The organism is Nonomuraea sp. JJY05 (assembly GCF_043496855.1).
Lineage (GTDB): Bacteria > Actinomycetota > Actinomycetes > Streptosporangiales > Streptosporangiaceae > Nonomuraea.
Genome location: NZ_JBIEIS010000009.1, coordinates 324,925 through 348,465, shown reverse-complemented (window position 1 = coordinate 348,465; position 23,541 = coordinate 324,925). Strand labels below are relative to the sequence as shown.

18 protein-coding genes are annotated in these 23,541 nt (G+C 71.5%); 8 read left to right on the top strand and 10 right to left on the bottom strand.

What is annotated here, in order from left to right; all coding sequences use genetic code 11:
* Nucleotides 1-174 precede the first annotated feature (174 nt).
* Nucleotides 175-924, top strand: coding sequence for an alpha/beta fold hydrolase (locus tag ACFKCF_RS16660; RefSeq protein WP_394494475.1), 750 nt, complete (start codon nt 175-177; stop codon nt 922-924).
* A 7-nt stretch (nt 925-931) separates the two neighbouring features.
* On the opposite strand, the gene uvrB is transcribed toward ACFKCF_RS16660, so the two are convergent.
* From uvrB to ACFKCF_RS16640, 4 genes are all read right to left on the bottom strand, one after another.
* On the bottom strand, nt 932-3,040 hold the full coding sequence (gene uvrB, locus ACFKCF_RS16655; protein WP_394494474.1) for an excinuclease ABC subunit UvrB: 2,109 nt from the start codon (nt 3,038-3,040) through the stop codon (nt 932-934).
* A gap of 105 nt (nt 3,041-3,145) precedes the next feature.
* Nucleotides 3,146-3,919, bottom strand: a complete 774-nt coding sequence (locus tag ACFKCF_RS16650) for a sporulation protein (RefSeq protein ID WP_394494472.1) — start codon at nt 3,917-3,919, stop codon at nt 3,146-3,148.
* 11 nt (nt 3,920-3,930) lie between these two features.
* The gene (locus tag ACFKCF_RS16645; RefSeq protein WP_394494471.1) at nt 3,931-5,163 is read right to left on the bottom strand and encodes an SPFH domain-containing protein; all 1,233 of its coding nucleotides are present in this window, start codon (nt 5,161-5,163) and stop codon (nt 3,931-3,933) included.
* Nucleotide 5,164: 1 nt separating this feature from the next.
* On the bottom strand, nt 5,165-6,769 hold the full coding sequence (locus ACFKCF_RS16640; RefSeq protein WP_394494469.1) for an SPFH domain-containing protein: 1,605 nt from the start codon (nt 6,767-6,769) through the stop codon (nt 5,165-5,167).
* A gap of 208 nt (nt 6,770-6,977) precedes the next feature.
* On the opposite strand from ACFKCF_RS16640, the gene ACFKCF_RS16635 reads away from it, so the two are divergent.
* A complete protein-coding gene (locus tag ACFKCF_RS16635; RefSeq protein WP_394494467.1) occupies nt 6,978-7,211 on the top strand; it encodes a helix-turn-helix transcriptional regulator in 234 nt (77 codons plus the stop codon).
* Nucleotides 7,212-7,217: 6 nt separating this feature from the next.
* Here the strand turns inward: ACFKCF_RS16635 and ACFKCF_RS16630 are convergent, their stop codons facing one another.
* Nucleotides 7,218-8,003, bottom strand: coding sequence for a class I SAM-dependent methyltransferase (locus ACFKCF_RS16630; protein WP_394494466.1), 786 nt, complete (start codon nt 8,001-8,003; stop codon nt 7,218-7,220).
* A gap of 137 nt (nt 8,004-8,140) precedes the next feature.
* Here ACFKCF_RS16630 and ACFKCF_RS16625 point away from each other — a divergent pair, with 137 nt between their 5' ends.
* The 4 genes from ACFKCF_RS16625 (at nt 8,141) to ACFKCF_RS16610 (ending at nt 10,980) form a co-directional block, all read left to right on the top strand.
* Nucleotides 8,141-9,193, top strand: a complete 1,053-nt coding sequence (locus ACFKCF_RS16625) for a hypothetical protein (protein WP_394494464.1) — start codon at nt 8,141-8,143, stop codon at nt 9,191-9,193.
* Complete coding sequence (locus tag ACFKCF_RS16620) at nt 9,193-9,810, top strand: hypothetical protein (RefSeq protein ID WP_394494462.1); 618 nt, start codon at nt 9,193-9,195, stop codon at nt 9,808-9,810. Before ACFKCF_RS16625 ends, ACFKCF_RS16620 begins: the two co-directional genes overlap by 1 nt.
* 10 nt (nt 9,811-9,820) lie before the next feature.
* Nucleotides 9,821-10,642 carry an inositol monophosphatase family protein gene (locus ACFKCF_RS16615; RefSeq protein WP_394494460.1) on the top strand — a complete coding sequence of 274 codons (822 nt, stop codon included), beginning with the start codon at nt 9,821-9,823 and terminating at the stop codon, nt 10,640-10,642.
* A gap of 95 nt (nt 10,643-10,737) precedes the next feature.
* Entirely contained in the window at nt 10,738-10,980 is a 243-nt protein-coding gene (locus ACFKCF_RS16610; RefSeq protein WP_394494458.1) for a hypothetical protein, read from the top strand.
* Here ACFKCF_RS16610 and ACFKCF_RS16605 read toward each other — a convergent pair whose 3' ends face one another.
* The gene (locus ACFKCF_RS16605) at nt 10,981-12,153 is read right to left on the bottom strand and encodes an SLC13 family permease (RefSeq protein WP_394494456.1); all 1,173 of its coding nucleotides are present in this window, start codon (nt 12,151-12,153) and stop codon (nt 10,981-10,983) included. It lies immediately after the preceding gene.
* Nucleotides 12,154-12,219: 66 nt separating this feature from the next.
* On the opposite strand from ACFKCF_RS16605, the gene ACFKCF_RS16600 reads away from it, so the two are divergent.
* A complete protein-coding gene (locus tag ACFKCF_RS16600) occupies nt 12,220-17,787 on the top strand; it encodes a TIR domain-containing protein (protein WP_394494454.1) in 5,568 nt (1,855 codons plus the stop codon).
* A gap of 7 nt (nt 17,788-17,794) precedes the next feature.
* On the opposite strand, the gene coaE is transcribed toward ACFKCF_RS16600, so the two are convergent.
* Entirely contained in the window at nt 17,795-18,397 is a 603-nt protein-coding gene (gene coaE / locus ACFKCF_RS16595; protein WP_394494452.1) for a dephospho-CoA kinase, read from the bottom strand.
* A gap of 32 nt (nt 18,398-18,429) precedes the next feature.
* Between coaE and ACFKCF_RS16590 the strand changes: the two genes are divergently transcribed.
* Nucleotides 18,430-19,116: a Clp protease N-terminal domain-containing protein gene (locus tag ACFKCF_RS16590; protein WP_394494450.1), complete on the top strand. Its 687-nt coding sequence runs from the start codon at nt 18,430-18,432 to the stop codon at nt 19,114-19,116.
* Here ACFKCF_RS16590 and ACFKCF_RS16585 read toward each other — a convergent pair.
* From ACFKCF_RS16585 to rpsA, 3 genes are all read right to left on the bottom strand, one after another.
* Nucleotides 19,004-19,483, bottom strand: a complete 480-nt coding sequence (locus ACFKCF_RS16585) for a GNAT family N-acetyltransferase (RefSeq protein WP_394494512.1) — start codon at nt 19,481-19,483, stop codon at nt 19,004-19,006. The two genes, ACFKCF_RS16590 and ACFKCF_RS16585, sit on opposite strands and share 113 nt — an antisense overlap.
* An 18-nt stretch (nt 19,484-19,501) precedes the next feature.
* Complete coding sequence (locus tag ACFKCF_RS16580; protein WP_394494448.1) at nt 19,502-21,094, bottom strand: alpha/beta fold hydrolase; 1,593 nt, start codon at nt 21,092-21,094, stop codon at nt 19,502-19,504.
* A gap of 867 nt (nt 21,095-21,961) precedes the next feature.
* Nucleotides 21,962-23,449, bottom strand: coding sequence for a 30S ribosomal protein S1 (gene rpsA / locus ACFKCF_RS16575; protein WP_192792326.1), 1,488 nt, complete (start codon nt 23,447-23,449; stop codon nt 21,962-21,964).
* Nucleotides 23,450-23,541 lie beyond the last annotated feature (92 nt).

Below are 23,541 nucleotides of genomic sequence, written 5' to 3'. Positions count from 1 at the left end.
GGGCCCGAGTCGGCGCCGGCCGCTGGGTCGCGGGGTGCGAGTGTCGCGGCCGCTGGGTCGGAAGGGCTGGAAGCGCCGCCGGTGGCTGAGGGGGCGTGGGTGGGCTGTCGGGCTGCCGGTCGTTTAGGCAGGTCGTGGGTATATTGGCCCCGATATACGACGAGGAGGGCCGTCATGCACGATGCCGTCGTCCACCCCAGCGGCGCTCGCATCCGCTGGGTAGAACTGCCGGGTGCGGAGCCGGCGCGCGTCTACGTGCACGGTCTCGGCGCGACCTCGGCCCCGTACTACGCCGAGGTCGCCGCCCACCCCCTCCTGCCGCAGCATCGCTCCCTGCTGATCGACCTGCTCGGGTTCGGGATCAGCGACCGCCCCCGCGACTTCGCCTACACGCTCGAGACCCATGCCGACGCCCTGGCGGAGGCGCTGCGTCAAGCGGGGGTCGCCGGGGCGTCGGTGATCGCCCACAGCATGGGCGGCGCGGTGGCGATCGTTCTCGCCTCGCGTCACCCGGAGCTGATCGCCAACCTGGTGCTCGTGGACGCCGATCCCCCGGCTCCCGTGGAGCCGGGGGGCGGCGGCATCGCGAGCTACACGGAGGAGGCGTTCGTGTCGCACGGGTGGAAGGAGGTGCGCGAGCGCGTGGGGCCGCACCGGTGGTCCACCATGCGGCTGGCGGACCTGCGCGGGCTCCACCGTACGGCCGTCAGCCTGGCCGCGGGCACCACGCCCGCCATGCGCCGGCTCCTGCAGGACCTGCCGATCCCCAGGGCCCTCCTGCACCCGGAGGGAGACCCGCCCGAGGACACCGACAGCCTGCGGGCGAGCGGTGTCCGGGTGGTGGGCATCCCGGAGTCGGGGCACAGTGTCATGCTCGACAATCCCGAGGCATTCGTCCGTGCCCTGGCGGGCTTCCTCCATTAGCCCAGCGTCACTTGACGCCGGCCTCGCGCATGTCGCGGAGCTCGCGCTTGAGCTCCTTGATCTCGTCACGCAGCCGCGCCGCCACCTCGAACTGCAGGTCGGCCGCCGACTGGTGCATCTGCTCGGTCAGCGACTCGATCAGGGACTCCATCTGCGCCCGCGGCATCTCGCCGGCGATGGCCTTGGCGTGCTGGCCGGCCTGCCGCGCGCCGAAGCCCGGCACCGGCGCCTTGCCGCGCGACTGCTGGCGGCCGCCGCCCAGGAGCCGGTCGGTGTCGGCGTCCTCGCGCTGCAGCGAGTCGAGGATGTCGGCGATCTTCTTGCGCAGCGGCTGCGGGTCGATGCCGTTGGCCTCGTTGAAGGCGATCTGCTTGGCCCGCCGACGATTGGTCTCGTCGATCGCCCGCTCCATGGACGGCGTGATCTTGTCGGCGTACATGTGGACCTGGCCGGACACGTTACGGGCGGCCCGGCCGATGGTCTGGATCAGCGACGTCTCCGAGCGCAGGAAGCCCTCCTTGTCGGCGTCGAGGATGGCCACCAGCGACACCTCGGGCAGGTCGAGGCCCTCGCGCAGCAGGTTGATGCCGACGAGCACGTCGAACTCGCCCGTGCGCAGCTCCCGCAGCAGCTCGATGCGGCGCAGCGTGTCGACCTCGCTGTGCAGGTAGCGCACCCGGATGCCGAGCTCCAGGAGGTAGTCGGTGAGGTCTTCGGACATCTTCTTCGTCAGCGTGGTGACCAGCACGCGCTCGTCGCGCTCGGCCCGCTGGCGGATCTCGTGGACCAGGTCGTCGATCTGGCCCTTGGTCGGCTTGACCACGATCTCGGGGTCGACCAGGCCGGTCGGGCGGATGACCTGCTCGACGACCTCCCCCTTGACCCGCCCCAGCTCGTACGACCCCGGCGTGGCCGACAGGTAGACGGTCTGGCCGATGCGCTCCAGGAACTCCTCCCACTTCAGCGGCCGGTTGTCGAGCGCCGAGGGCAGCCGGAACCCGTGGTCGACCAGCGTGCGCTTGCGGGAGGCGTCGCCTTCGTACATGGCGCCGATCTGCGGCACGGTCTGGTGGGACTCGTCGAGGACCAGCAGGAAGTCCTCGGGGAAGTAGTCGAGCAGCGTGTTGGGCGCGCTGCCGGGCTCGCGGCCGTCCATGTGGCGCGAGTAGTTTTCGATGCCGGAGCAGGTGCCGATCTGCCGCATCATCTCGATGTCGTACGTCGTGCGCATCCGCAGCCGCTGGGCCTCCAGCAGCTTGCCCTGGCGCTCCAGCTCCTCCAGCCGCCCGGCCAGCTCCGCCTCGATGCCCGCCACGGCGGCGGCCATGCGCTGCTCGCCCGCGACGTAGTGGGAGGCCGGGAAGATGTAGAGCTCCTCGTCCTCCGTGATGACCTCGCCGGTCAGCGGGTGCATGGTCGAGAGCTTCTCGATCTCGTCGCCGAACATCTCGATGCGCACGGCCAGCTCTTCGTACTTCGGGATGATCTCGATCGTGTCGCCCCGGACCCGGAAGGTGCCCCGGGTGAAGGCCAGGTCGTTGCGCGTGTACTGCATGTCGACCAGGCGGCGCAGGAGCTGGTCGCGGTCGACGTCCATGCCGACGCGCAGCCTGGCCATGCGGTCGACGTATTCCTGCGGCGTGCCCAGGCCGTAGATGCACGACACGGAGGCGACCACGATGGTGTCACGGCGGGTGAGCAGCGAGTTGGTCGCCGAGTGGCGCAGCCGCTCGACCTCGTCGTTGATCGAGGAGTCCTTCTCGATGTACGTGTCGCTCTGCGGGACGTACGCCTCAGGCTGGTAATAATCGTAATAAGAAACGAAATATTCGACCGCGTTGTTCGGCAGCATCTCCCGCAGCTCGTTGGCGAACTGCGCGGCGAGGGTCTTGTTGGGCTGCATGACCAGCGCGGGCCGCTGCAGCCGCTCGATCAGCCAGGCGATGGAGGCGGTCTTGCCGGTGCCGGTGGCGCCCAGCAGCACGCTGTCCTTCTCTCCGGCCTTGACCCGGCGCTCCAGCTCGGCGATGGCCGTGGGCTGGTCACCAGAGGGAGTCATCTCGGTGACGACCTCGAAAGGCGCCACCTTCCGCTGCAAATCTGTGACCGGTCGCATGTTGCCACTGTAGGCGTCCCGACCGACAGAAACGGTCACACCCCCTCGGGCCGCCGCCGGGTTCCCTGCGCCCCGGCGGCGTACCCGCTCAAGACCGGCGCCCGATCAGAACCAGCCGCGGTGGCGGGCCATCTGCTCCAGACCGCGCTGCAGCGCCGCGTCCGCCGCGTGCGGCGGGTCGTCGTAGCGCACGGTGAAGCGGTTGTACGCGTCGTGGCTGGAGGTCAGGAAGCCGCCCCGCTTGTCGGCCTCCAGGATGACGTCCATCTGCCGCGCACCGGCGATGAACGTGAGTTCGAGCTCGTTGAAGTGGCGCCGCCACTGCCCGCCCGCGTAGTACTCGATCTCCTGGAAGAACGGCATCGTCGAGCCGTACAGCGTGCCGCGCTCCAGGTCGGCCTTCTTGAACTGGAAGCCCAGCCGGTCGAGCGCGGCGATGACGTGGTCCTGCGCCGGCAGCGGGCTCACGTACAGCGGGTCGAGGTCGCCCTTGTCGAGCGCGCCCGCCAGCGCCAGCTCCGTCTGGACGCCCAGCCTCATGCCGTGCAGCGGATGCCCGGCGATGGCGCTGATCGGCGTCTCCCAGGGGATCTGGATCTCGAAGGGCTGCTGGTGCTGCGCGCCCGCGGCGAGCTGGAACGTCCCGGCGACCTGCTGGCGCAGGAAGCTGTAGGTCGTCTTGTACTCGTTGTCGCCCGACTCGACTTCGACCACCGCGGTCAGGTCGATGTGGATGCCCTCGACCTTGTAGTCGGAGCTGCCGCCGCGGAAGTGGACGACGCCGCGCAGGATCTCGCCGGGACGTACGCCCGTGTTGGTCAACACCGTGTCGACCTCGACGCCCGCACCGAACGCGGCCATCAATTTGCGGAACACCATGGGGTTCTCTCCTAAGCGGAAGGTGTGTGGCCGTTCTGACCCGTGCCCGAGATGCGGGGGAGCAACTGGGCAAGGAGGAGGGTGGAGAGCGCGGAGTCCGACTGGCCCTGCTGGGTGCGCACGACCAGCGGCTGCGGTGCGTTCTCCGCGAGTTTGGCGCCCACGTCGAGGCGCCTGCGGGCCAGCTCGTACTGCAGCACGGCCCGGTTGTCCCGGTACGAATCGGCCAGCCGGCGCAAGGCCTTGGCCTCGTTCTCGGCGGCGGTCAGCTCGGCCCGGCCGCGCGCCTCGATCTCCCATGTCACGCGCTGCGCCTCGGTCTCCTGCTCCTCCAGCATGCGCGCCACGTCCTTGCGCGCCTTGTTGTGGGCGGCCTTGACCTCGACGACGCGGGCGTCACGGGTCTTCTTGGAGCGCTCGATCTCCATCAGCAGGGTGTCGATGCGGCGCTTGCGGGTCAGCTCCCACTCGCGCTCGTAAGCCGAGAGCTCCTTGGCCACCTTCTCCCGGGTGGCCAGGTGCTGCTGGTACTGGTCGGGCAGCTGGACGTCGGGGATGTTGGCGCCCGTGATGCGCACGCCGTACCGGCCGAGCTGGCGGTTGAGGGCGTCCTGCATGTCGCCGACGTCGGAGCCGCGCAGGTCGTACGCGCGCTCGGTGTTGACGAGGCGGCTGCGCTGCCTGATCGCGTCCTGCACCGCGCTGGAGAGCACCAGGTCGAAGTTGCCCGCGCCGATCGTGCGGACGAACGCGACGGGGTCCACGATGCGGAACTTGAGGAAGAACTCGATCGACTTCAGCGGCACGTTCTCGGCCGTGGGGCAGGCCACGATCGGCGCCGAGTACGGGATCTCCGTGGAGGTGTCGACGACCGCGTCCACCCGGTCCCACGGCAGCCACAGGTAGTGGCGGCCCGGCGGGAGGGTGCCGGTGATGGCGCCCCAGCGGCTGCGTACGCCGGTGGTGCCCTCCTCGATCTCGATGATCGCCTTGCGCCACATCGTGACCATGGCCACGACCAGGAAGAACAGCGCCAGCAGCGCGGCGATCACGGTGAGGTCGGTCAGGACCGCCATCCCCGCGAAGTACACCCCCAGGAACACCAGCGACATCCAGGCGAAGCCGCGCCGGTCCTTGGGGATCACGACGGGGACGAGCTGGCCCTGCTCGCCGCCGCGCAGCAGCTGGCGGATGTCGCCCCAGGAGGCCAGCGACTCCTTGATCTTCGAGAACTCGCGGCTCATGTCAGATCTCCCTCTTGCCGGGCAGCAGGCGTTCGACGGTGCTCTCCAGGTCCGCGTCGGGCTTCGGCGGCGCCTGGGGCTCGCTCACGTCGGCGGCGGCCTTCTTGAGCAGGACGGCGATCTCGGCCTCGCGGCCCTGCACGCGGGAGCCGATCTCGTCGAGCCTGGCGCGGATGGCGGCCATGTCCTCGGCGGAGAACAGCGCCGCGTCCTTGCCGCCCACCAGCTGCTGGGCCAGGGCCAGGAAGTCGATGTCGGTCTGCTCGCCCACCTGCACGACCTGCGGCAGCCTGGTGGCGACGGACTCCAGCTTGTTCAGCAGGTCCTGCTGGAAGCGGTAGTCGAGGATCTCGGGCGCCTCCGCTGCCGACAGCGCCCTGATGTCCAGCGCCTGCGCCTCCAGGAGCGCGGCGTTGGCGTTGGCCGTGGACTCGGCCTCGACCAGGCGCTGCCTGGCCTGCGCGGTGGCCTGGTGGCTGGCGCGTTCGAGGGCGGTGTCCATGCGGGCCTGGTAACCGGCGATCTCCGCCTGGATGGCGCTCAGCGTCTCCTGCAGCCCGGCCAGCTCCTTGACCAGGTCGCCCTCGTTCTGCTCCTTGCGCAGTTGCAGCTCGTACTCGTAGGTGTAGGCCTCCTTGGCGACCCGGACCATCTCGGGGGCGGCCAGGTCCATCCGGTATTCCTGGCTGGACGGCTCGGCGTGCGTGATGTTCACGTCGGTGAGCCGTACGGCGGGCAGGAACTGCTGGTTGAGGCTCTCCAGCATGCCCAGCGTGCTCTCGCCCACCAGGTCGTAGATCTCCTCGGCCCGCTGGGCGTAGATGAGGGAGCGGGTGACCTCGCTGATGGCGTTCTGGAGCTTGGACTGGAAGCCGCTGACCGAGCCGAGCACGAAGATGAACTCCGCCGGGTTCTCGATCCTGAACTGCAGGAACAGGTCCACGCTGGCCTTGACGCCCTGCTGCGTCGGCGCTTCGCTGATCGGCGCGTTGAACGGGTACTCGCGGGTGGTGTTGACGATGTAGCTGACCCGCTTCCACGGGTTGAACAGCGTCACCCGGCCCGGGTCCGCGATGTGCACCAGCTTGCCGAACTGGGTGATCAGGGCCTTGCAGCCCTCGGGCACCATCACCACGCTGCGCCGCCACCACAGGAACGCGGCCGCCAGGACCAGCACCACCCAGTAGTGCGGGCCGAAGATCAGATCGGTGTTGGGGATGACGTTGCCGAGCGCCCCGATCAGGCCGAGCACCACGAGGATGCCCAGCGGCACGATCACCTTCGCGGTGCTCCCCTTGGGGATCACCACCGGGGAGATGACGTGCATGCCGTTCTCGGTGAAGCTGCGGTTGACGATCTCGCCGGCCTCGTTCAGCGACGCCGACCTGGCCTCGATGGCCGTGCCGACCGACGCTCCGCCGTCGCGGGCCGCGGCGAAGTCGTGGGGGTTCAGCGCGAAGCCCCGGGCCTGGCCCGTGAACTGTCCCGCCTGTTCGACGACCTGGCCCATGGCCTGCCCCATCGCCTGCCGCATGTCACCCCCTTGGGCAACCGCTTGGGCTATGCCCTGACCTGCCTGGATCAGTGCCTCTCTGGGTCGTGACATCGAACCTTCCTTCTCCGCTACAGGCGAATCCGACCGTATCGGGTGCGACTTACTGTTCGCTTGCAATGCATGTCATATGTCTATTGCGTCCCGTAGTAGGTGTGCTGTCTATGTAGTAGAGCTACTATCTGGCGAATTGATGGATGCGATAAGAGAGCTCGCAGGCGGTCCCAACCCGACCGGGTCTCTCCAGCCCCAAGGAGGCTCGATGGGCGAGACCGTCCACAACCGCATCGCGCTGCTGCGCGCAGAGCGGAACGTGACCCGCAGGCAGCTGGCCGACGCCCTGGGGGTCCACTACCAGACCGTCGGCTACCTGGAACGAGGGGAATACAGCCCCAGCCTCTTCCTGGCGCTGCGGATCGCCGCGTACTTCGAGGTGCCGGTGGAGGTGGTCTTCTCGATCAGCCCGTTCCCCCGGATCGGGGAGCGGACCGCCTGACCTCGGTCAGGCGGTGGCCACGGCCAGGAGGTGACCGCTGACCCCCAGGAGCGACGGCTCCGACTCCAGCCTGCGGGCGGCGTCGAGCAGCAGCTCGCGCCGCTCGTCGTCGTCCAGCCAGTCGTCCACGTCGCCGTACAGCCAGAAGGCGCCCTCCAGGCCGTAACGGTCGGGGCGCGGCAGCCCGGCGTCGGCGAACTCGCCCAGGATCTCCTCGGGGTCGTGGAAGTAGCCGCGGAAACCGCCCGGCCTGCACGAGATCATCACGCCGGTCTCCAGGGCCCGGTAGTCGGCCGCCCGCTGCTCCTCGTCCAGGAGGAAGCCGCGATAGACGCCGTCGTGCACGGCCGCGAACCGGCTGATGAGGGCCGCCACGACCAGCCCGCCCGGGCGCACCGCGCGTCCGGCCTCGGCCAGGGCGCGGACGCGGTCGGCCCGTTCGGGCAGGTGATAGAGCGGGCCGAGCAGCAGCGCCGCGTCGGCCCGGCCCGAGGGGACGGGCAGGTCACGGGCGTCCCCCAGGCGGGCGCTCACCCCGGGCAGCGCGGCGGCCTCCTGTACGTGCAGCGGCACCGGGTCGATCAGCTCCACCTCGTAACCGGCGGCGGCCAGCCACTCGGCGTGCGCGCCGGTGCCCCCGCCCACGTCGAGCACCCGCGCGGGCGCCGGCGGCAGGACGCGGCGCAGCACGTCACGCGTGCGCCAGTACTCCAGCCGGTTGCGTCCCCGACGCAGCCTGGTCAGCTCGCCGCCCTGCTCGTAGTAACCCAGCACCTCGGGATCCATGATCATGCGAGCCGATGCTACCCACGGGACCCGCGCGGGTTCGAGCCGATAAAGCTCCCTGGCTCTGGGTGTACTGGTGGTCGCATGGCGCGGTCGTTACCATGACCTCGGGACTGAATGATCGTCGAACGGCGGGGCGAGCGATGACACGGTTCGTGGCGGCGGTGAAGCAGGTCGCCCCATGGGCTGCGCAGAACGCCGACGGGGCCATCGCGCTGGTGCTCGCGATCGTGATCGGCGTCGTGGGCGTCATGCCCAACGAGATCGTGCCCGACGAGGTGCAGTCCCAGCTGGTCAACGCCGCGACCCTGGTCATCATGGCGCTGGTGGCCACCGCGCTGCTGCGCGACCGCGCGCGCCAGGCCCCGGTCGAGGAGACGATCACCTCGGGCGCGCTGGCCGAGCTGCCCGCGCGCCTGGCCCGCCTGCAGGAGATCGAGGCGCTGGTCGACAGCACCCGCAAGGCCCTCGACGCGCTCCAGCTCGTACGGGTGCTGGGCAGCAGCCAGGAGATCGCCCAGTCGCACGCGGAGGCGCGCAAGGACACCCACCGGTGGAGCTTCAAGGGCGGCACCGGCACCTACCTGCGCGCGGTCACCCTGCCCGAGTGCGTCGCCGCGGCCCGCAGGGAAAAGCGCCACCTCACGGTCAGGGTCGAGGTGATCGACCCGTCCAACCTGGAGGTGTGCGAGGCGTACGCCCACTACCGCCGCTCGCTGTCGGACGCCCCCGACGGCACCGGCGAGACGTGGACGACCGACCGGGCCAGGAAGGAGTCGTACGCGACGATCCTGGCCGCCTTCTGGCACCGCCAGCGCTACGGGCTGCTCGACATCGCGGTGGGCCTGTCCTCGACGATGACCACGTTCCGCTGGGACGTGTCGGCCACCCGCCTGATCATGACGGTCGAGGACCCCAACAAGGCGATGACCGCGCTGGCCGGCACCTTCTACTACGAGAACTGCGACACCGAGCTGCGGCTCAGCTTCGAGCAGGCGCGGCGGGTGCCGCTGGAGATGTACAAGAAGGTGCCGTTGAGCGACGAGCCCACCATCGAGGAGGTTCAGGAGCTGTTCGAACGCATCGGGATCCCCCTGCCCAAGGCGTACAACGGCCGTGACGTCGTCGACATCGCCCGCAAGGCGTTGCGGGCGATGGATCCCTATGGCGAGCCCCATGATCGAGCTGGTCTGTGATGAGCCATCACGGCGTCCACCAGCGGGTGCTCGGGGGTGAGGCCAGGGCCTGGGCGCTGGAGACGCTCTCGTCCGGCGGCCTGACCGCGGTGCGCCACCCGCTCGGATTCGTGTGCCTGCCGCTGGAGCGCGACGGCGGCGAAGGGGTGTGCCTCCACCTGTGGTCCGACTCGTTCGCGCACGCCGAGAGCACGACCTCGCAGATCCACTGCCACAGCTGGGACCTGGTCAGTCACGTCCTCTACGGCCAGGTGCGCAACGTGCACGCGGTGGTGACCGATGCCGGCCGGGACGCCACGCACCGGGTCTTCGAGGTGGTCAGCGGGGCCGACGGTGACCGCATCTCGCCCACGGGGCGCACCGTGCGGCACGCGACGGGCCTGGTGGAGGTGTTCGGCCCCGGCGACACGTACACGCTGGCCGCCGACCGCTTCCACAGCAGCGTCGTGCCGGAGGGCGGCGAGGCGGCCACGATCGCGCTGGGACGGGGCCGGCCCGGCAGCCGCGACCTGTCGCTCGGCCCGCTGGGCGGCGGGCCGCACCACGTGGCCAGGCAGCCCCTGGACGCCCAAGAGACCGAGCTGGCCGTACGCCTGATCACCGCTCACCTGACCTGAGAGGCATCCGATGGACCTGGATCACGCCCGCACGGTCGCCGTCGAAGCCGCCGAGGCCGCGGGGGCGCTGCTCCGGGAGGGCATGCGCGGCGTGGTCGGCGTCCGGGCCAAGGGCGAGGCGGGCGACGTGGTGACCGACCTCGACCTGGCCTCGGAGAAGCTGCTGCTGGAGCGCATCCTGACGGCGTACCCGTCGCACACGGTGATCGCCGAGGAGTCGGGGCTGGTGGGGGCCGCGGGCGGCGAGTGGACGTGGCTAGTCGACCCGCTCGACGGCACCAACAACGTGGCGATCGGCCTGCCCGCGTACGTGGTGGGCGTGGCGCTGTGCCGGGGCGGGCGTCCCGTGCTGGGCGTCGTGCACGATCCCGTCTCCGCCCGGACGTGGTCGGCCGTGCGCGGGCGGGGCGCGCTGTCCGCCGCGGCGGGGTCGTCCTCGGGGGTACGCCTGGCGCCCCCGTACGCGCCGAGCCCGCACGGGCCGCTGCTGGCCTGGACCCAGGGCTACGACGTGGGCAGGGGCGACGCGACCGTGCGCGCGCTGCGCTCGGCGCTGGAGCTCAACGCACGCCGGGTGCTGCAGCTGTGGGCGCCGCTGCTGGCGTGGGCGATGCTGGCGCGCGGCGACATCGACGGCATCGTGGGCTACCGGGCCGAGGCGGTCGACCTGCCCGCGGGCGCGCTGCTCGCCCGGGAGGCCGGCATCGAGATCAGGGCGCTGGACGGCGGCCCGTTCGAGGAGTGCATCGACGGCACGGCCGACGACCGCAGCTTCGTCGCCGCCCATCCCCGGGCGGTCCCCGGGCTGCTCGCCCTCCTCGGGCTCGAATGAGGAAAAGTCCACAGAATATGTGTGTCGTTCGTCGATGAGTTCCGCTCCCGTTCGTCGTCTATTTAAGAGAACGGAACAAGGGAGAGGGGCTCGACATGATGACCACGACCGAGCTGGCGCAGGTGCTCTTCGCGACCGCTCTGCAACCGTCCGACCGGCTGTCCCCGTTCCAGATCCGCGAGGCCGTGGACGAGCGGCTGTGCCGGTGCGGCGGCGACCCGGCCCGGTGCGCGGCGTACGTGGCGCAGGAGGCGGGCGACCACCCCGACACGTACGTCGTGCGGATGCGCTGGGCGCTGGACGCGGTCGCCGGCGCCTACGCGCTGGCCGCCGCCTGATCAGCCGAACCGCACCAGGGTCCACACGGTGGCGAGCAGCCCGACCACGGCCAGGCCCGTGCCGGTCAGCAGGAAGCGCCGCATCGGGACCTTGACCTCGTGGCGGCGGCACGACTCGAACCACAGCAGCGTGGCCAGCGACGCCCACGGCGTGATGACCGGCGCCACGTTGGTGCCGGCCAGCAGGGCCAGCAGCTGGTCCTGGTCGGCGGCCGGGATGACGGTCTCGACGGCCTTGTAGGCGGGCAGGTTGTTGATGGTGTTGGAGAGCCCGGCCCCGACGGCGGCCGTGCGGTAGGGGTCGCCCTCCGTGCCGACCATCCAGGTCATCAGGTCGGACAGGCCGTGCCTGCTGAGCGTGGGCACCACCAGGAACAGCCCGGTCACGAAGATCACGAGCTGCCACGGGATGAGGCTCCAGGTCAGGCGGTCGCGGGCGCGTACCAGGAAGGCCACCACGACGATCGCGGCAGCGCCCGTGGCGGCGACGGCGACGTGCGCCTTGAGCAGCAGCATCGCGATGAACAGCAGGCAGCCGGCCGACGCGGCGCCGAACAGCACGCGGTCGGCCACCGGCTCCAGCAGCGGCGGGGTGTAGCGCAGGTCGCGCCGCTGGCCGCGGCGCCAGTAGAACACCCACAGGAACACCATCGTCACCGCGATCGAGGCGAGCTGCGGGGCCCACATGCGCGCGGCGAACTGCTGGGCGTCCAGGCCGATCTTCTCCATGCCCAGGAGGTTGGTCAGGTTGGAGACTGGAAGCAGCAGGCTGGCGGTGTTGGCCAGCCAGATCGTGGTCATGGCCAGAGGGAGGGCGGCGATGCGGGCTCTGGGGGCGAGGGCGAGCATGACGGGCGTGAGGAGGACCGCCGTCGTGTCCAGATTCAGAAATATCGTGATAAATGACGCGAAAGCAGTGCAAAGAAAGAAAAGCGCGGCGTAGTTGCCGCGGCCGAGCACCGCCATCCTCGCCGCGATGGCGTCGAAGACTTGCGCCTCCTTGGTCAGCTCGGCCAGCACGATGATCGCGACCAGGAAGATCAGCAGCGGCCCGATCTCGTCGAGGCTCTCAGCCGCCGCCTCCCAGGGCAGCAACCCGGTCGGCACGAACACCACGCCGAGTATGAGCAGCCCGATCCTGACCAGGTCGAGCACTCCAAGTCGCCGCCACACCCGTAGATGATCCCATACCTGCGAAAGGGCGCTGAAACCGGCGCTCTCACAGGGGATACTGAGCTCATGGCGCGTGACGGCAGGCCGACAGAGATCTTCGTCAGCTACTCCCCGGCCGACACGGCGTGGGCGACCTGGATAGCGTGGGAGCTCGAGGCGGCCGGCTACAAGACCATGATCCAAGAGTGGGACTTCGTGCCGGGCACCAACTTCATCGACTTCATGGACCGCGGGGTCAGCGAGGCGCAGCTGGTCGTGGCCGTGCTCTCGCGCAACTACCTCAACTCCCGCTACGGCCGGATGGAGTGGCAGGCCGCGCTGCGGGCCGACCCCGACAACCCCTCCAACAAGCTCGTCACGATCAGGCTGGAGGACGTCCGGCTCGAGGGCCTGCTGTCCACGATCACCTGGGTCGACCTGCTGGGCGTCACCGACCCGGGGCAGGCCAGGGCGCTGCTGCTGGGCCGGGTGCGGGAGGCGATGGCGGGCCGGGCCAAGCCGGAGGCGGCGCCCGCGTTCCCCGACGGCTCCAGGGCGGCGGTGCCCGCCCCGACGCTCCCGCCGCCGGGCGACCGGGCCAGGGCGCGGCGCACGCCGGTGACGGCGCCGAAGTTCCCCCCGACGGTGAGCAGCGACCGGGCGCGCGCGTCGATCAGCGTGCTGCACATCGGCGGCCCCAGGTTCGGCAGGGCGCTGCCCGATCCGGGCGAGCCGTTCACGCCCGAGGACATGCAGGCGCGCATCTGGGCGGACCTGACCGCCATGTACGACCGGGGCATGCCGCGCCCCGACCTCATGCTGGTCACCGGCGACCTGACGGAGTCGGGCAGCCTGGGGCAGTTCGGGCAGGCGACGCGGTTCGTGACCGACCTGCGGCTGCTCATCGGGCTGGAGCAGCACCGGCTGATCCTGCTGCCCGGGCCGCGTGACGTGACCAAGGCCGCCGCCAGCGCGTACTTCATGACCTGCGAGGCCGACGACGTGAGCCCGCAGCCGCCCTACTGGCCCAAGTGGCGGCACTTCGCCGGGCTGTTCGGCGAGGTCTACCAGGGGCTGGACGACCGGGTGTTCGACGGCGGGCAGCCGTGGACGCTGTTCGAGGTGCCCGATCTGAAGGTGGTCGTGGCGGGGCTCAACTCGACGATGGCGATGAGCCACCTCGAACGCGACGCGTACGCGCAGCTCGGGGAGGCGCAGGCGGCCTGGTTCGCCGAGCGGCTGCGGCCCTACGAGGAGAGCGCGTGGCTGCGGCTGGGCGCCATCGGGCATCCGCCGGGCGAGCTGCGGGACGCGCCCACGTACGAGCGGCTGCTGGCCCACCGGCTCAACCTGCTCTTCCACGGCGGGTCCGCCCACCAGGCCGAGGGCATGATCGCCGCGCCGCGCTCCGGGCGGCACCAGGTGGTCGAGATCACCCCTGACGGCCTGCGGATCTGGCGGCCCGACGCGGGCGAGCCCGAGCCGCTCCCGCACCGGTGGAAGGCCGTGCGGGCCACGTTCACCGGCGACAGCCCGGCCCCCGAGCCGCCCGCGCCCAAACCGGACGAGCGCGCGCCGAGCCCGGTCGAGCTGCTGCTCGACCGGATCGCCGAGGTCTGCGAGGCCAGGCACGAGCGGGCCAGGATCCGCCGGTTCGACACGCACCTCGTGGTCACCCACCCGGAGGACGGCTTCGTCCGCCAGACGATGATCGGCGCGCACGTGGGCGAGCTGACCGAGAGCGCCGCCGACGGCTTCGCCCGCCAGGCGCACGCCACCGGCCTGGCTGCCGAGCTGGTCTACCAGGGGCCGCCCGCCTCCCGGGCGGTCCGCGACGACCTGATGCGCAAGGGGGTGCGGCTGCGCACCTTCACCGAGTTCCAGGGGCTGCTCGACCTGACCGGCTACGTCGCCGAGCAGACGGCCAGGCTGACGGCCGACCGCCGCTATCCGCCCGACCTGTACGTGCCGCAGCGCTACCGCGAGCTCGACCGCCCGGGCGGCCAGGTCAAGCACGGTCTGACCGACGAGCTGATGCGGCTGCTGGCCACCGACCACGGCCGGTTCCTGCTGCTGCTCGGCGACTTCGGCCACGGCAAGACGTTCGCCCTGCGGGAGCTGGCCCGGCGCATCCCGGCCGAGCTGCCGCACCTGACGCCGATCCTGATCGAGCTGCGCGCCCTGGACAAGGCGCACTCCGTGGACGCGCTGGTGGCGGCCCATCTGGCCGGGCACGGCGAGGAGTTCATCGACCTCAAGGCGTTCCGCTACCTGCTCAGGCAGGGGCGCATCGTGCTGCTGTTCGACGGGTTCGACGAGCTGGTGACCCGGCTGACTTTCGATCGGGCGGCCGATCACCTGGCCACGCTGCTGGCGGCGGCCGAGGACAAGGCCAAGATCGTGGTCGCCAGCCGCACCCAGCACTTCAAGTCGCACAGCCAGGTGCTGACCTCGCTCGGCGAGATGGTGGGGGTGCTGCCGCAGCGGCGGGTGCTCAGCGTCGAGGACTTCACGCACGACCAGATCCGCTCCTACCTGGCCAACCGGTTCGACGACGGCGACGAGGCCAGCGCGCGCATGTCGCTGATGGGCGAGATCAAGGACCTGCTGGCGCTGGCCCAGAACCCGCGCATGCTGACCTTCATCGCCGACCTCGACGCCGACCGGTTGTGTACGGTGGCGGACACCCGCCACACGATCAGCCCCGCGCTGCTGTACGACGAGATCCTCAGCTCCTGGCTGGCCTTCGAGGAGCGGCGGGCCAGGATCCCCGGCTCGGCCACGGCGTTGACCGTCGACGAGCTGTGGCAGGCGGTGACGGCGCTGGCGATGCGGCTGTGGGACACCGGCGAGTCGCTGCTGGGCGTGGACGAGCTGACCGAGATCGGCGAGACGCTGACGGACCTGTCCGACGGGCAGCTGTCGGCGGCGCACGCGGCGTACCGGATGGGCTCGGGCAGCCTGCTGGTGCGGACCGAGGACGGGATGTTCGGTTTCATCCACGCGTCGGTGATGGAGTGGCTGATCGCCCGCCACATCGCCCTCGACAACCTCGCGCTGCTGTCACGCAGGCCGCTGTCGGCGCTGACCGTGGAGTTCCTGTGCGACCTGGCCGACGTACGGGCACTGCGCGCGTGGGCGGCCGAGCCGCCGGGCGACGACGTGTCCAGGGCGAACGCGGTCAAGATCTCGGCCAGGCTGCGCACCCCGGCGCGGGCCGACCTGCGCGGTGCGAACCTCAAGGGCGAGGACCTGTCGGCCAGGGACCTGAGCGAGGTCGACCTCACCGGCGCCGACCTGTCCGAGGCCACCCTGGCGGGCACGAACCTGTCCAGGGCCGTCCTGCGCGAGGCCAGCCTGACCGGGGCGCGGCTCGACGGCGCCGCGCTCACCGGGGCCGACCTGACCGGCGCCGACCTGTCGGGGGCGCGGCTGGCGCGGGTCGACCTGAGCGACGCGGCGGTCGAGGGCGCCCGCTGGCACCGGGCCTCGCTGATCGACGTGACCGGCACGCTGCCCCACCTGCCCGGCGCGGCGGTGGTGCCGGGCCGGCCGGTGGAGGTCGAGTTCGCCCCGGCCGGCATCGGCGTCCCGTACGGCTACCACTTCCAGACCAGCCGCCTGCCCGAGCCCATCGCCTACAGCCCCGACGGCTCCACGATCGCGATCGGCAACGAGGACGGCGGCGTGCTGCTCTGCGTCGGCGGCGCGCCCGTGCGCACGCTGCAGGGGCACCGGGGCCGCGTCTACGCGGTCACGTTCGCCCGCACCCGCGACCTGCTGGCCACCGGCGCGAGCGACGGAGCCGTGCTGCTGTGGGACTCCCTCACCGGCGAGTGCCTGCACGCGCTCAAGGGCCACGCCGACGGCGTCTGGCCGGTACGCCTCAGCCCGGCCGGCGACCTGGTGGCGGCCGGGGGCGGCGACGGCATCGTACGCGTGTGGGAGACGGCCACCGGGCGGCTCGCGCACGCGCTCGAAGGGCACCAGGCGCCGATCTACACGGCGTCGTTCGGCCACTCGGTGCTGGTGACGGGCGACGCGGCCGGCGTCGTACGCGTCTGGGACCTGACGTCCGGGCAGGTGAAGGAGACGCTCGACGGCCATCGCGGCAGCGTCTACCGAGCCGTGCACAGCCCCGACCGCCGCCTGCTGGCCACCGGCGACGAGGCGGGCACCGTCAGGCTGTGGGACACCGCCACGTGGCGGCCGCTGCACGTGCTGAGCGGGCACGCGGGCAGCATCTACTGCGTGGCGTTCTCGCCGGACGGCTCGCTGCTGGCCACCGGCGACACGGCGGGCGCCGTACGCCTGTGGGAGCCGTCGGGCGAGTCCCGGGGCGTGCACACCACGCACGCGGCGGCCGTCTACCAGGTGACCTTCAGCCCCGACGGGCAGTCGCTGGCCAGCGGCGACTCGGGCGGCGTGCTCCGGCTCCAGCAGGTCGGCGGCGGCCGGCGGGTCGAGCTGACGGGCCACCGCAGCTCCGTCTGGCCGTTCGCGTTCCGCCCCGACGGCCAGCAGATCGCCACCAGCAGCAACGACGGCACCGTGCGCCTGTGGGACCCGGGCTCGGGCCAGTGCCAGCGGGTGCTGCGCGGCCATGGGCGGCGCATCTCGTCGGTCAGGTTCAGCGCCGACGGCTCGATGCTGGCGACCAGCGGCAACGACGGCGTCGTACGCGTGTGGGAGCCGCGTACGGGGCGGCGGCTGCGGGAGTTCACCGGCACGGCCGACCGGCTCATCTCGGCCCTGTTCTCCCCCGCCGGGCCCGTGCTGGCCACCTCCAGCAACGACGGCGGCGTGCACTTCTGGAACGCCGTCACCGGCGACTACGAGCGCGAGCTGAGCGCCGAGACCGACCACGTCTGGGCCGAGGCGTTCAGCCCCGACGGCAGCCTGCTGGCCACGGCCAACGACGACGACAGCGTCAAGATCTGGTACCGCCCGACCGGGCGGCTGGCGGGCAACCTGGCCGACCACCGCGGGCGGGTGCGCTCGATCGCGTTCAGCCCCGACGGCGAGTACGTGGCCACGGGCTGCGACGACCGGCTCGTACGCCTGTGGCACGTGGCCTCCGGCGGCCGGGTCGCCACGCTCAAGGGCCACACCGACCGGGTCTACTCGGTGGTCTTCTCCCCCGACGGCCGCCACCTGGCCAGCGCCGGCAACGACGGCCGGGCCATGGTGTGGGAGCTGCGCCCGGGACAGCCGTGGCAGCCGCGCCTGGTGCACGAGCTCTGGCACGAGGGGCGGCTGTGGAGCCTGGCGTTCGACGCCACGGGCGAGCGCCTGGCCACGGGCGGCGACGACCTGGTGGTGCGGGTCTGGGACACCGCGACCGGGCGGCCGCGGCACACGCTGGCCGGGCACGCCCGCCGGGTCTGGTCGGTCGCCTTCAGCCCGGTCGCCGACCTGCTGGCCAGCGCGGGCGACGACGGCGTGGTGATCCTCTGGGAGGGCGGCGAGCGGCGGGCCACCCTGCTCGGGCTGGCCGAGGGGTGGGCGGCGCTGGCGCCCGACGGGCGCTACAAGGTCCAGGGCGAGCCGGCCGGGCAGTTCTGGCACGTGATCGGGATGACCCGGTTCGAGCTGGGCGAACTCGACCCCTACCTGCCGGGCGTGCGGCAGGTGCCGCTCGACTCGCCCTTCTGAGCTCGGGTCAGCCGCGGCCGGCGCGCCTGGTCAGCTCCTCCCAGACCTCGTCCACCCGGGCGTCGAGCTCGGCCAGCGAGCCCTCGTTCGGAATCACGATGTCGGCCACCGCCAGCCGGTCCTCGCGGGCGGCCTGGGCGGCGATGCGGGCCTTCGCGTCGGCCTCCGCCATGCCCCGGTGCTCGGCCAGGCGCCGGACGCGGGTCTCGTCGGCCGCGTCGACGACGATGACCACGTCGTACATGGGGGCCAGGTGGTTCTCCGCCAGCAGCGGCACGTCGTAGACGGTGATCGCGTCGTCGGCCGCCCGGCTCTGCAGCTCCGCCACCCGCTCCCCCACCAGCGGGTGGACGATCGCGTTGAGCGCGGCGAGCCGGTCGGGGTCGGCGAAGACGATGGAGCCGAGCTTCTCCCTGTCGAGCGAGCCGTCCAGGCGCAGCACGCCCTCCCCGAACGCGGCCACCACCCTGGCCAGCCCCGGTGTGCCCGGCTCGACCACCTCGCGGGCGAGCCTGTCTGCGTCGATCACGACGGCGCCCTTGGCCGCGAGCCGCCTCGACACCTCGCTCTTGCCCGATCCGATACCGCCTGTGAGCCCAGTCTTCAACACGGGCAAAAGCCTACGGCGTCATCATCGTAGACATGAAGACGACGATCGTACGGGCCGCGCACGAGCAGGCCGCGGCCGTCGGGGACGACTGGGTGGGGCCGCAACACGTCGTGCTCGCCCTGCTGGCCGGTGAGTCCCTGGCCGCCCGGGTGCTGACCGAGGCGGGGCTGGACCACGCGCACGCGCTCGCGTGCCTGCCGCACCACGCCAGGCCCGCGCACGGGGCGGGCGGCTTCGCCAACCCCGCCTTCTACAAGCTGTACGGCATCGCGACCGGCCTGGCGCTGGCCGCGGGCCACCGGCACGCGGAGCCGGAGCACTGGCTCATGGCCCTGGCCTACGACATCGAGGAGGAGAGGGGGCCGACGCCGCTGCACCTGTTCGGGGTGGATCCGGCGGCGGTGGCCGCGGCGCTGCGCGCGCACGGGGTCCGGACGCCGCCGATCGGCCCGCCCGTGCACGTGCCGTGGCGGGGCCGCCACCAGGTCATCGTGCCCGCCTCCGCCCTCCAGGGCGTGCTCGACCGGCTCAACGCCGAGCATCCGGCGGGCTCGGAGTGGCGCTGGGGATGGAACTGGGTGGACGACGACCTGGGCCGCGCCGTGATCACGGCTGAGGAAGGGATCGATCTGGCCGCATACGCAGGTGGATCAGCGTCAGATGATCGTCCATCCGCTCCCGGCTCGTCTCCCGGTAGCCCAGACGGCGGTAGAGCTTGAGGTTGGCCTCTGACAGGTGCCCCGTGAACAGGTCGAACGCCTCCGCCTCCGGCACCGCCTCGTGCAGGGCGGTCAGCAGCGCCGTGCCGATGCCCTGCCCCTGGCGGTCGGGGGCCACGACCAGGCGGCCGACCAGGCAGGTCGTGCCGGACACCTGCCCGCGCACCGCCCCGATCACGCGGCCGGCGTCGAGCGCCTTGAGCACGACGGCGCCCTCGATGACCTTGCGGACCTGCTCCAGCGACTCGACGAGCGGCGGGATGTACGGGTCGCCGTACAGCTGGGCCTCGCTCACGTAGGCCGCCCGCTGCAGGGTGAGGATCTCGCCCGCGTCCGCCGTAGTCGCCCGTTCGATCAGCACGCGCAGCACCTTATCGTTCGCCGTTCACGAATACATGCCCGCCGTGAGCTCGCCGGGGCATTCGGTGCCCTCCTGCGGCAGCTCCCCGTTGACGAGGTAGTCGTGCACGTGCGTGCGCAGGCAGGTGGCGCGGAGCCGGTTGATCCCCTGGAGCAGGTACGCGTCGGGCCCGTCGCCGTGCGACAGCACGACCGCCCCGGGGATGCGCCCCGCGGGCCGGGCGTCCGCGTCCAGCCGGCCGATCCCGACCAGGACCGTGGGCTCGTGGCGCGGGGCCGGCACGTGCGGGGGCCAGCTCGGGGCGCCCTTTCGCGGTATGCCCAGGCATCGCGCGACCTCGTAGCGGCCGCTCACCCATCCCACGCGCGGCGCCACCTCGCGCAGCCGCGTCTCCATCGCGAGGAAGCGCCGGTAGGCGGGCACGGCCGGCATGAAGTCGTGGCAGAGCATGGATCCGGAGACGGTCGCGGACGCCGCCGGGTTGCTCACGGCGGCCGGCTTGATCGCGGGCGCTCCCGGGGCGCTGCCGGTGGCCGGCTTGGTCGTGTCGCCTTCTCCGGCCTCGGAAGCCATCACCGCCGGCCTGGTCGCGTCGCCCTCCCTGACACCGGAGGCCGTCGCCGCCGCCCCGGTCGCGTCGCCCTTCCTGACCCCGGAGGCCATCGCCGCCAATCTGGTCGCGTCACCCTCCCTGGCCTCGGACATGGCCCGGGCCAGTTCCGGCCAGCGCCCCGGGACCAGCCCGGCGTGGACGGCCACCGCGAGGTGGCGGGCCTTCACCGTATGTCCGGGGCCGGCATGCAGGGGCGTGCGGCGGGTCAGGGCGTCGTAGACCTTCACGGCGTCGGCGTCGTCGAGCGGGCAGCCCAGGTGCCTGCGGCACCAGTCGCGGAAGGCGAACAGCTGCTGTTCGGCCGCCCGCGCCTGGTCGGTCAGCCGCTGCTCCAGGGCGGGCTCGGTGTGGTCGGGCCCGCCTTCCAGGTACATCCGCCCGACCCGGTGCGGGAACAGCTCCATGTACGCCTGCCCGTACACGGCCCCGTAGGAGGCGCCGAAGTACCGCAGCCGGGGCTCCCCCAGCTCGGCGCGCAGGGCGTCGAGGTCGTGGGCGACCTGCCAGGACGTGAGCCCGTCGTAGGCGGGTCCGGCGGCGGCGCGGCAGCTCCGGTCGTAGGCGGCGTTGTCGCGGGCGTAGGCGCGCCACCCGCCCCGTCCGGGGGCAAGGACGAGGCGCAGCGGGTCGGGCTGCGCCACCGCGCACCGGACGGCGGCCGCGCTCCCCCGGTCGCCCAGCCCGCGCGGCTCGACCAGCACCACGTCGAACCACCTGGTCAGCTCGCTCACGCTCTCCGGCCGGGCGCGCACGCCCTGGACGGTGGAGGCCGCGCCGGTGTTCACCACCAGGAAGCCGCGGCTGTGCTGCGGGTCCTGCGCGGGCATCCTCGCCAGGTCGATCTCGGTACGGGCGCCGTCCGGCCTGGCCCAGTCGACGGGCACGGACAACTTGGCGCACTGCAGCCCGTCGCCGCAGTCCTGCCACTGGGGAACGGCCGCGCCCTTCACCGCCGGCGACGCGGTGGCCGCGGCCGCCAGCGCGGCCGTGGCAAGGATGATCACCCGCTGAACCATGCCCAATGCGTCGCCCCTGGGAATCGATCGTGGTGTCAACAGCGCAGGTCAGTCTGTCAGCACCGATCGTCACGGGCGGAGGGCTCGCCAACACCCAAGGTAAAATCTCCGACCCCCTCAACGAACCGCCCGAAAAGCCCCCTACGCCCCCCGCACGCCCATGGCGCCGCATCCACACAGAACGACCTCGGCAGCCCCCACGCGCTACGCCGCAACCGCACCGCACCGCCCGCCAGCACCCGCGCCCAGCGCCGCGCACCGCACCGCAGCACACCGCACCGCACCGCACCGCCAGCGCCCGCGCACGAAGGCCACACGCCCATAGCGCCCGCCCACAGCGCCGCGCCCACGATGCGGCTACGGTGCGGCTGCGGCGCCGCTGTGCGGGCCTCTGTGGCACGGTGTGAGCGGAGCGCCGCCGTCCCGGTGTCACCCCCGCCTCAGGGAGCGCCGCGCACGCATAATGGCGCCCACGGCTTCTTTCGCCCGGTGCCCAGATGCCCAGCGCCTCTCACCCGATGCCCGAAGGCCGAGCCCACGGAGCCCAAGCCCACGGAGCCCAAGCCCACGGAGCCCAAGCCCACGGAGCCCAAGCGCACGAAACCCGAGCCCGCAGACTCCCAGCCCGCAGACTCCCAGCCCGCAGACTCCGAGCGCACGGAAGCCGAGCGCCGGGAGACCGAGTCCCCAGGAGGCGGGAGGCCGTGGCGGCAGGGGGCACGTTTAGGGGCGGTCACCGGCGGTCGGACCGGAACCCCCGTGGGCAACGTATGGGGGCAGGCATGCGGAAGGCCCCGCACCGTGAACGATGCGGGGCCTTCCGGAGTTACGACCGGGCCTCAGCCGACCCGAGGGTCAGCTCTGACCGCCGGCGAGCTTCTCGCGCAGAGCCGCGAGCGCCTCGTCCGAGGCGAGCGCACCGCTGGCCGGAGCCGACGACGAGGAGGAGCCACCGGCCGGAGCCTGCGTCTCGCCGCTGTAGGACGAGGGAGCGGCCTCGCCGGCCTCCGCCTCGGCCTTGCGGGCCTCCTCGATCTGCTTCCGGTGAGCCTCGAAGCGCGTCTGGGCCTCGGCGTACTGCCGCTCCCACTCCTCGCGCTGCTTGTCGAAGCCCTCGAGCCACTCCCCGGTCTCCGGGTCGAAGCCCTCGGGGTAGATGTAGTTGCCCTGGTCGTCGTACGTGGCCGCCATGCCGTACAGGGTCGGGTCGAACTCGACCTCGGCCCCGACGCCCTCGTTGGCCTGCTTCAGCGAGAGGCTGATGCGACGACGGTCGAGGTCGATGTCGATGATCTTCACGAAGATCTCGTCGCCGACCTGGACGACCTGCTCCGGGATCTCCACGTGGCGCTCGGCCAGCTCGGAGATGTGGACCAGGCCCTCGATGCCCTCCTCGACCCGGACGAACGCGCCGAACGGCACCAGCTTGGTGACGCGGCCCGGCACGACCTGGCCGATCTGGTGGGTGCGGGCGAACTGCTGCCACGGGTCTTCCTGGGTCGCCTTGAGCGACAGGGAGACGCGCTCGCGCTCCATGTCGACGTCGAGGACCTCGACCGTGACCTCCTGGCCGACCTCGACAACCTCGGAGGGGTGGTCGATGTGCTTCCAGGACAGCTCGGACACGTGGACCAGACCGTCGACCCCACCGAGGTCGACGAAGGCGCCGAAGTTGACGATCGAGGAGACGACGCCCTTGCGGACCTGACCCTTCTGGAGGGTGTTGAGGAACGTCTGGCGAACCTCGGACTGCGTCTGCTCGAGCCAGGCGCGGCGCGACAGAACCACGTTGTTGCGGTTCTTGTCGAGCTCGATGATCTTGGCCTCGAGCTCGCGGCCGACATACGGCTGCAGGTCGCGGACGCGGCGCATCTCCACGAGGGACGCCGGCAGGAAGCCACGCAGGCCGATGTCGAGGATGAGACCACCCTTGACGACCTCGATGACGGTGCCGGTGACGATGCCGTCCTCGTCCTTGATCTTCTCGATCGTGCCCCAGGCGCGCTCGTACTGAGCACGCTTCTTGGACAGGATCAGGCGGCCCTCTTTGTCCTCCTTCTGGAGAACCAGGGCTTCGACGTGCTCCCCGACCTCCACGACGTCAGCTGGGTCGACATCGTGCTTGATGGAAAGCTCGCGCGAGGGGATGACACCCTCGGTCTTGTAGCCGATATCGAGAAGAACCTCGTCTCGATCGACCTTGACGACGGTGCCCTCGACGATGTCGCCGTCGTTGAAGTACTTGATGGTCTCGTCGATCGCCGCGAGGAAGGCTTCCTCGGACCCGATGTCGTTGACCGCTACCTGCGGGGTGCTCGAGGTGGCCTCAGTGCTGGACGTCATGTGTGGAATTGCTCCGAACGCGGACAGGATGTCGATGTGGCGGATGCGCGGCAGGCCCTCTTCCGCATCAAGCCGAGGAATTACGACATCGA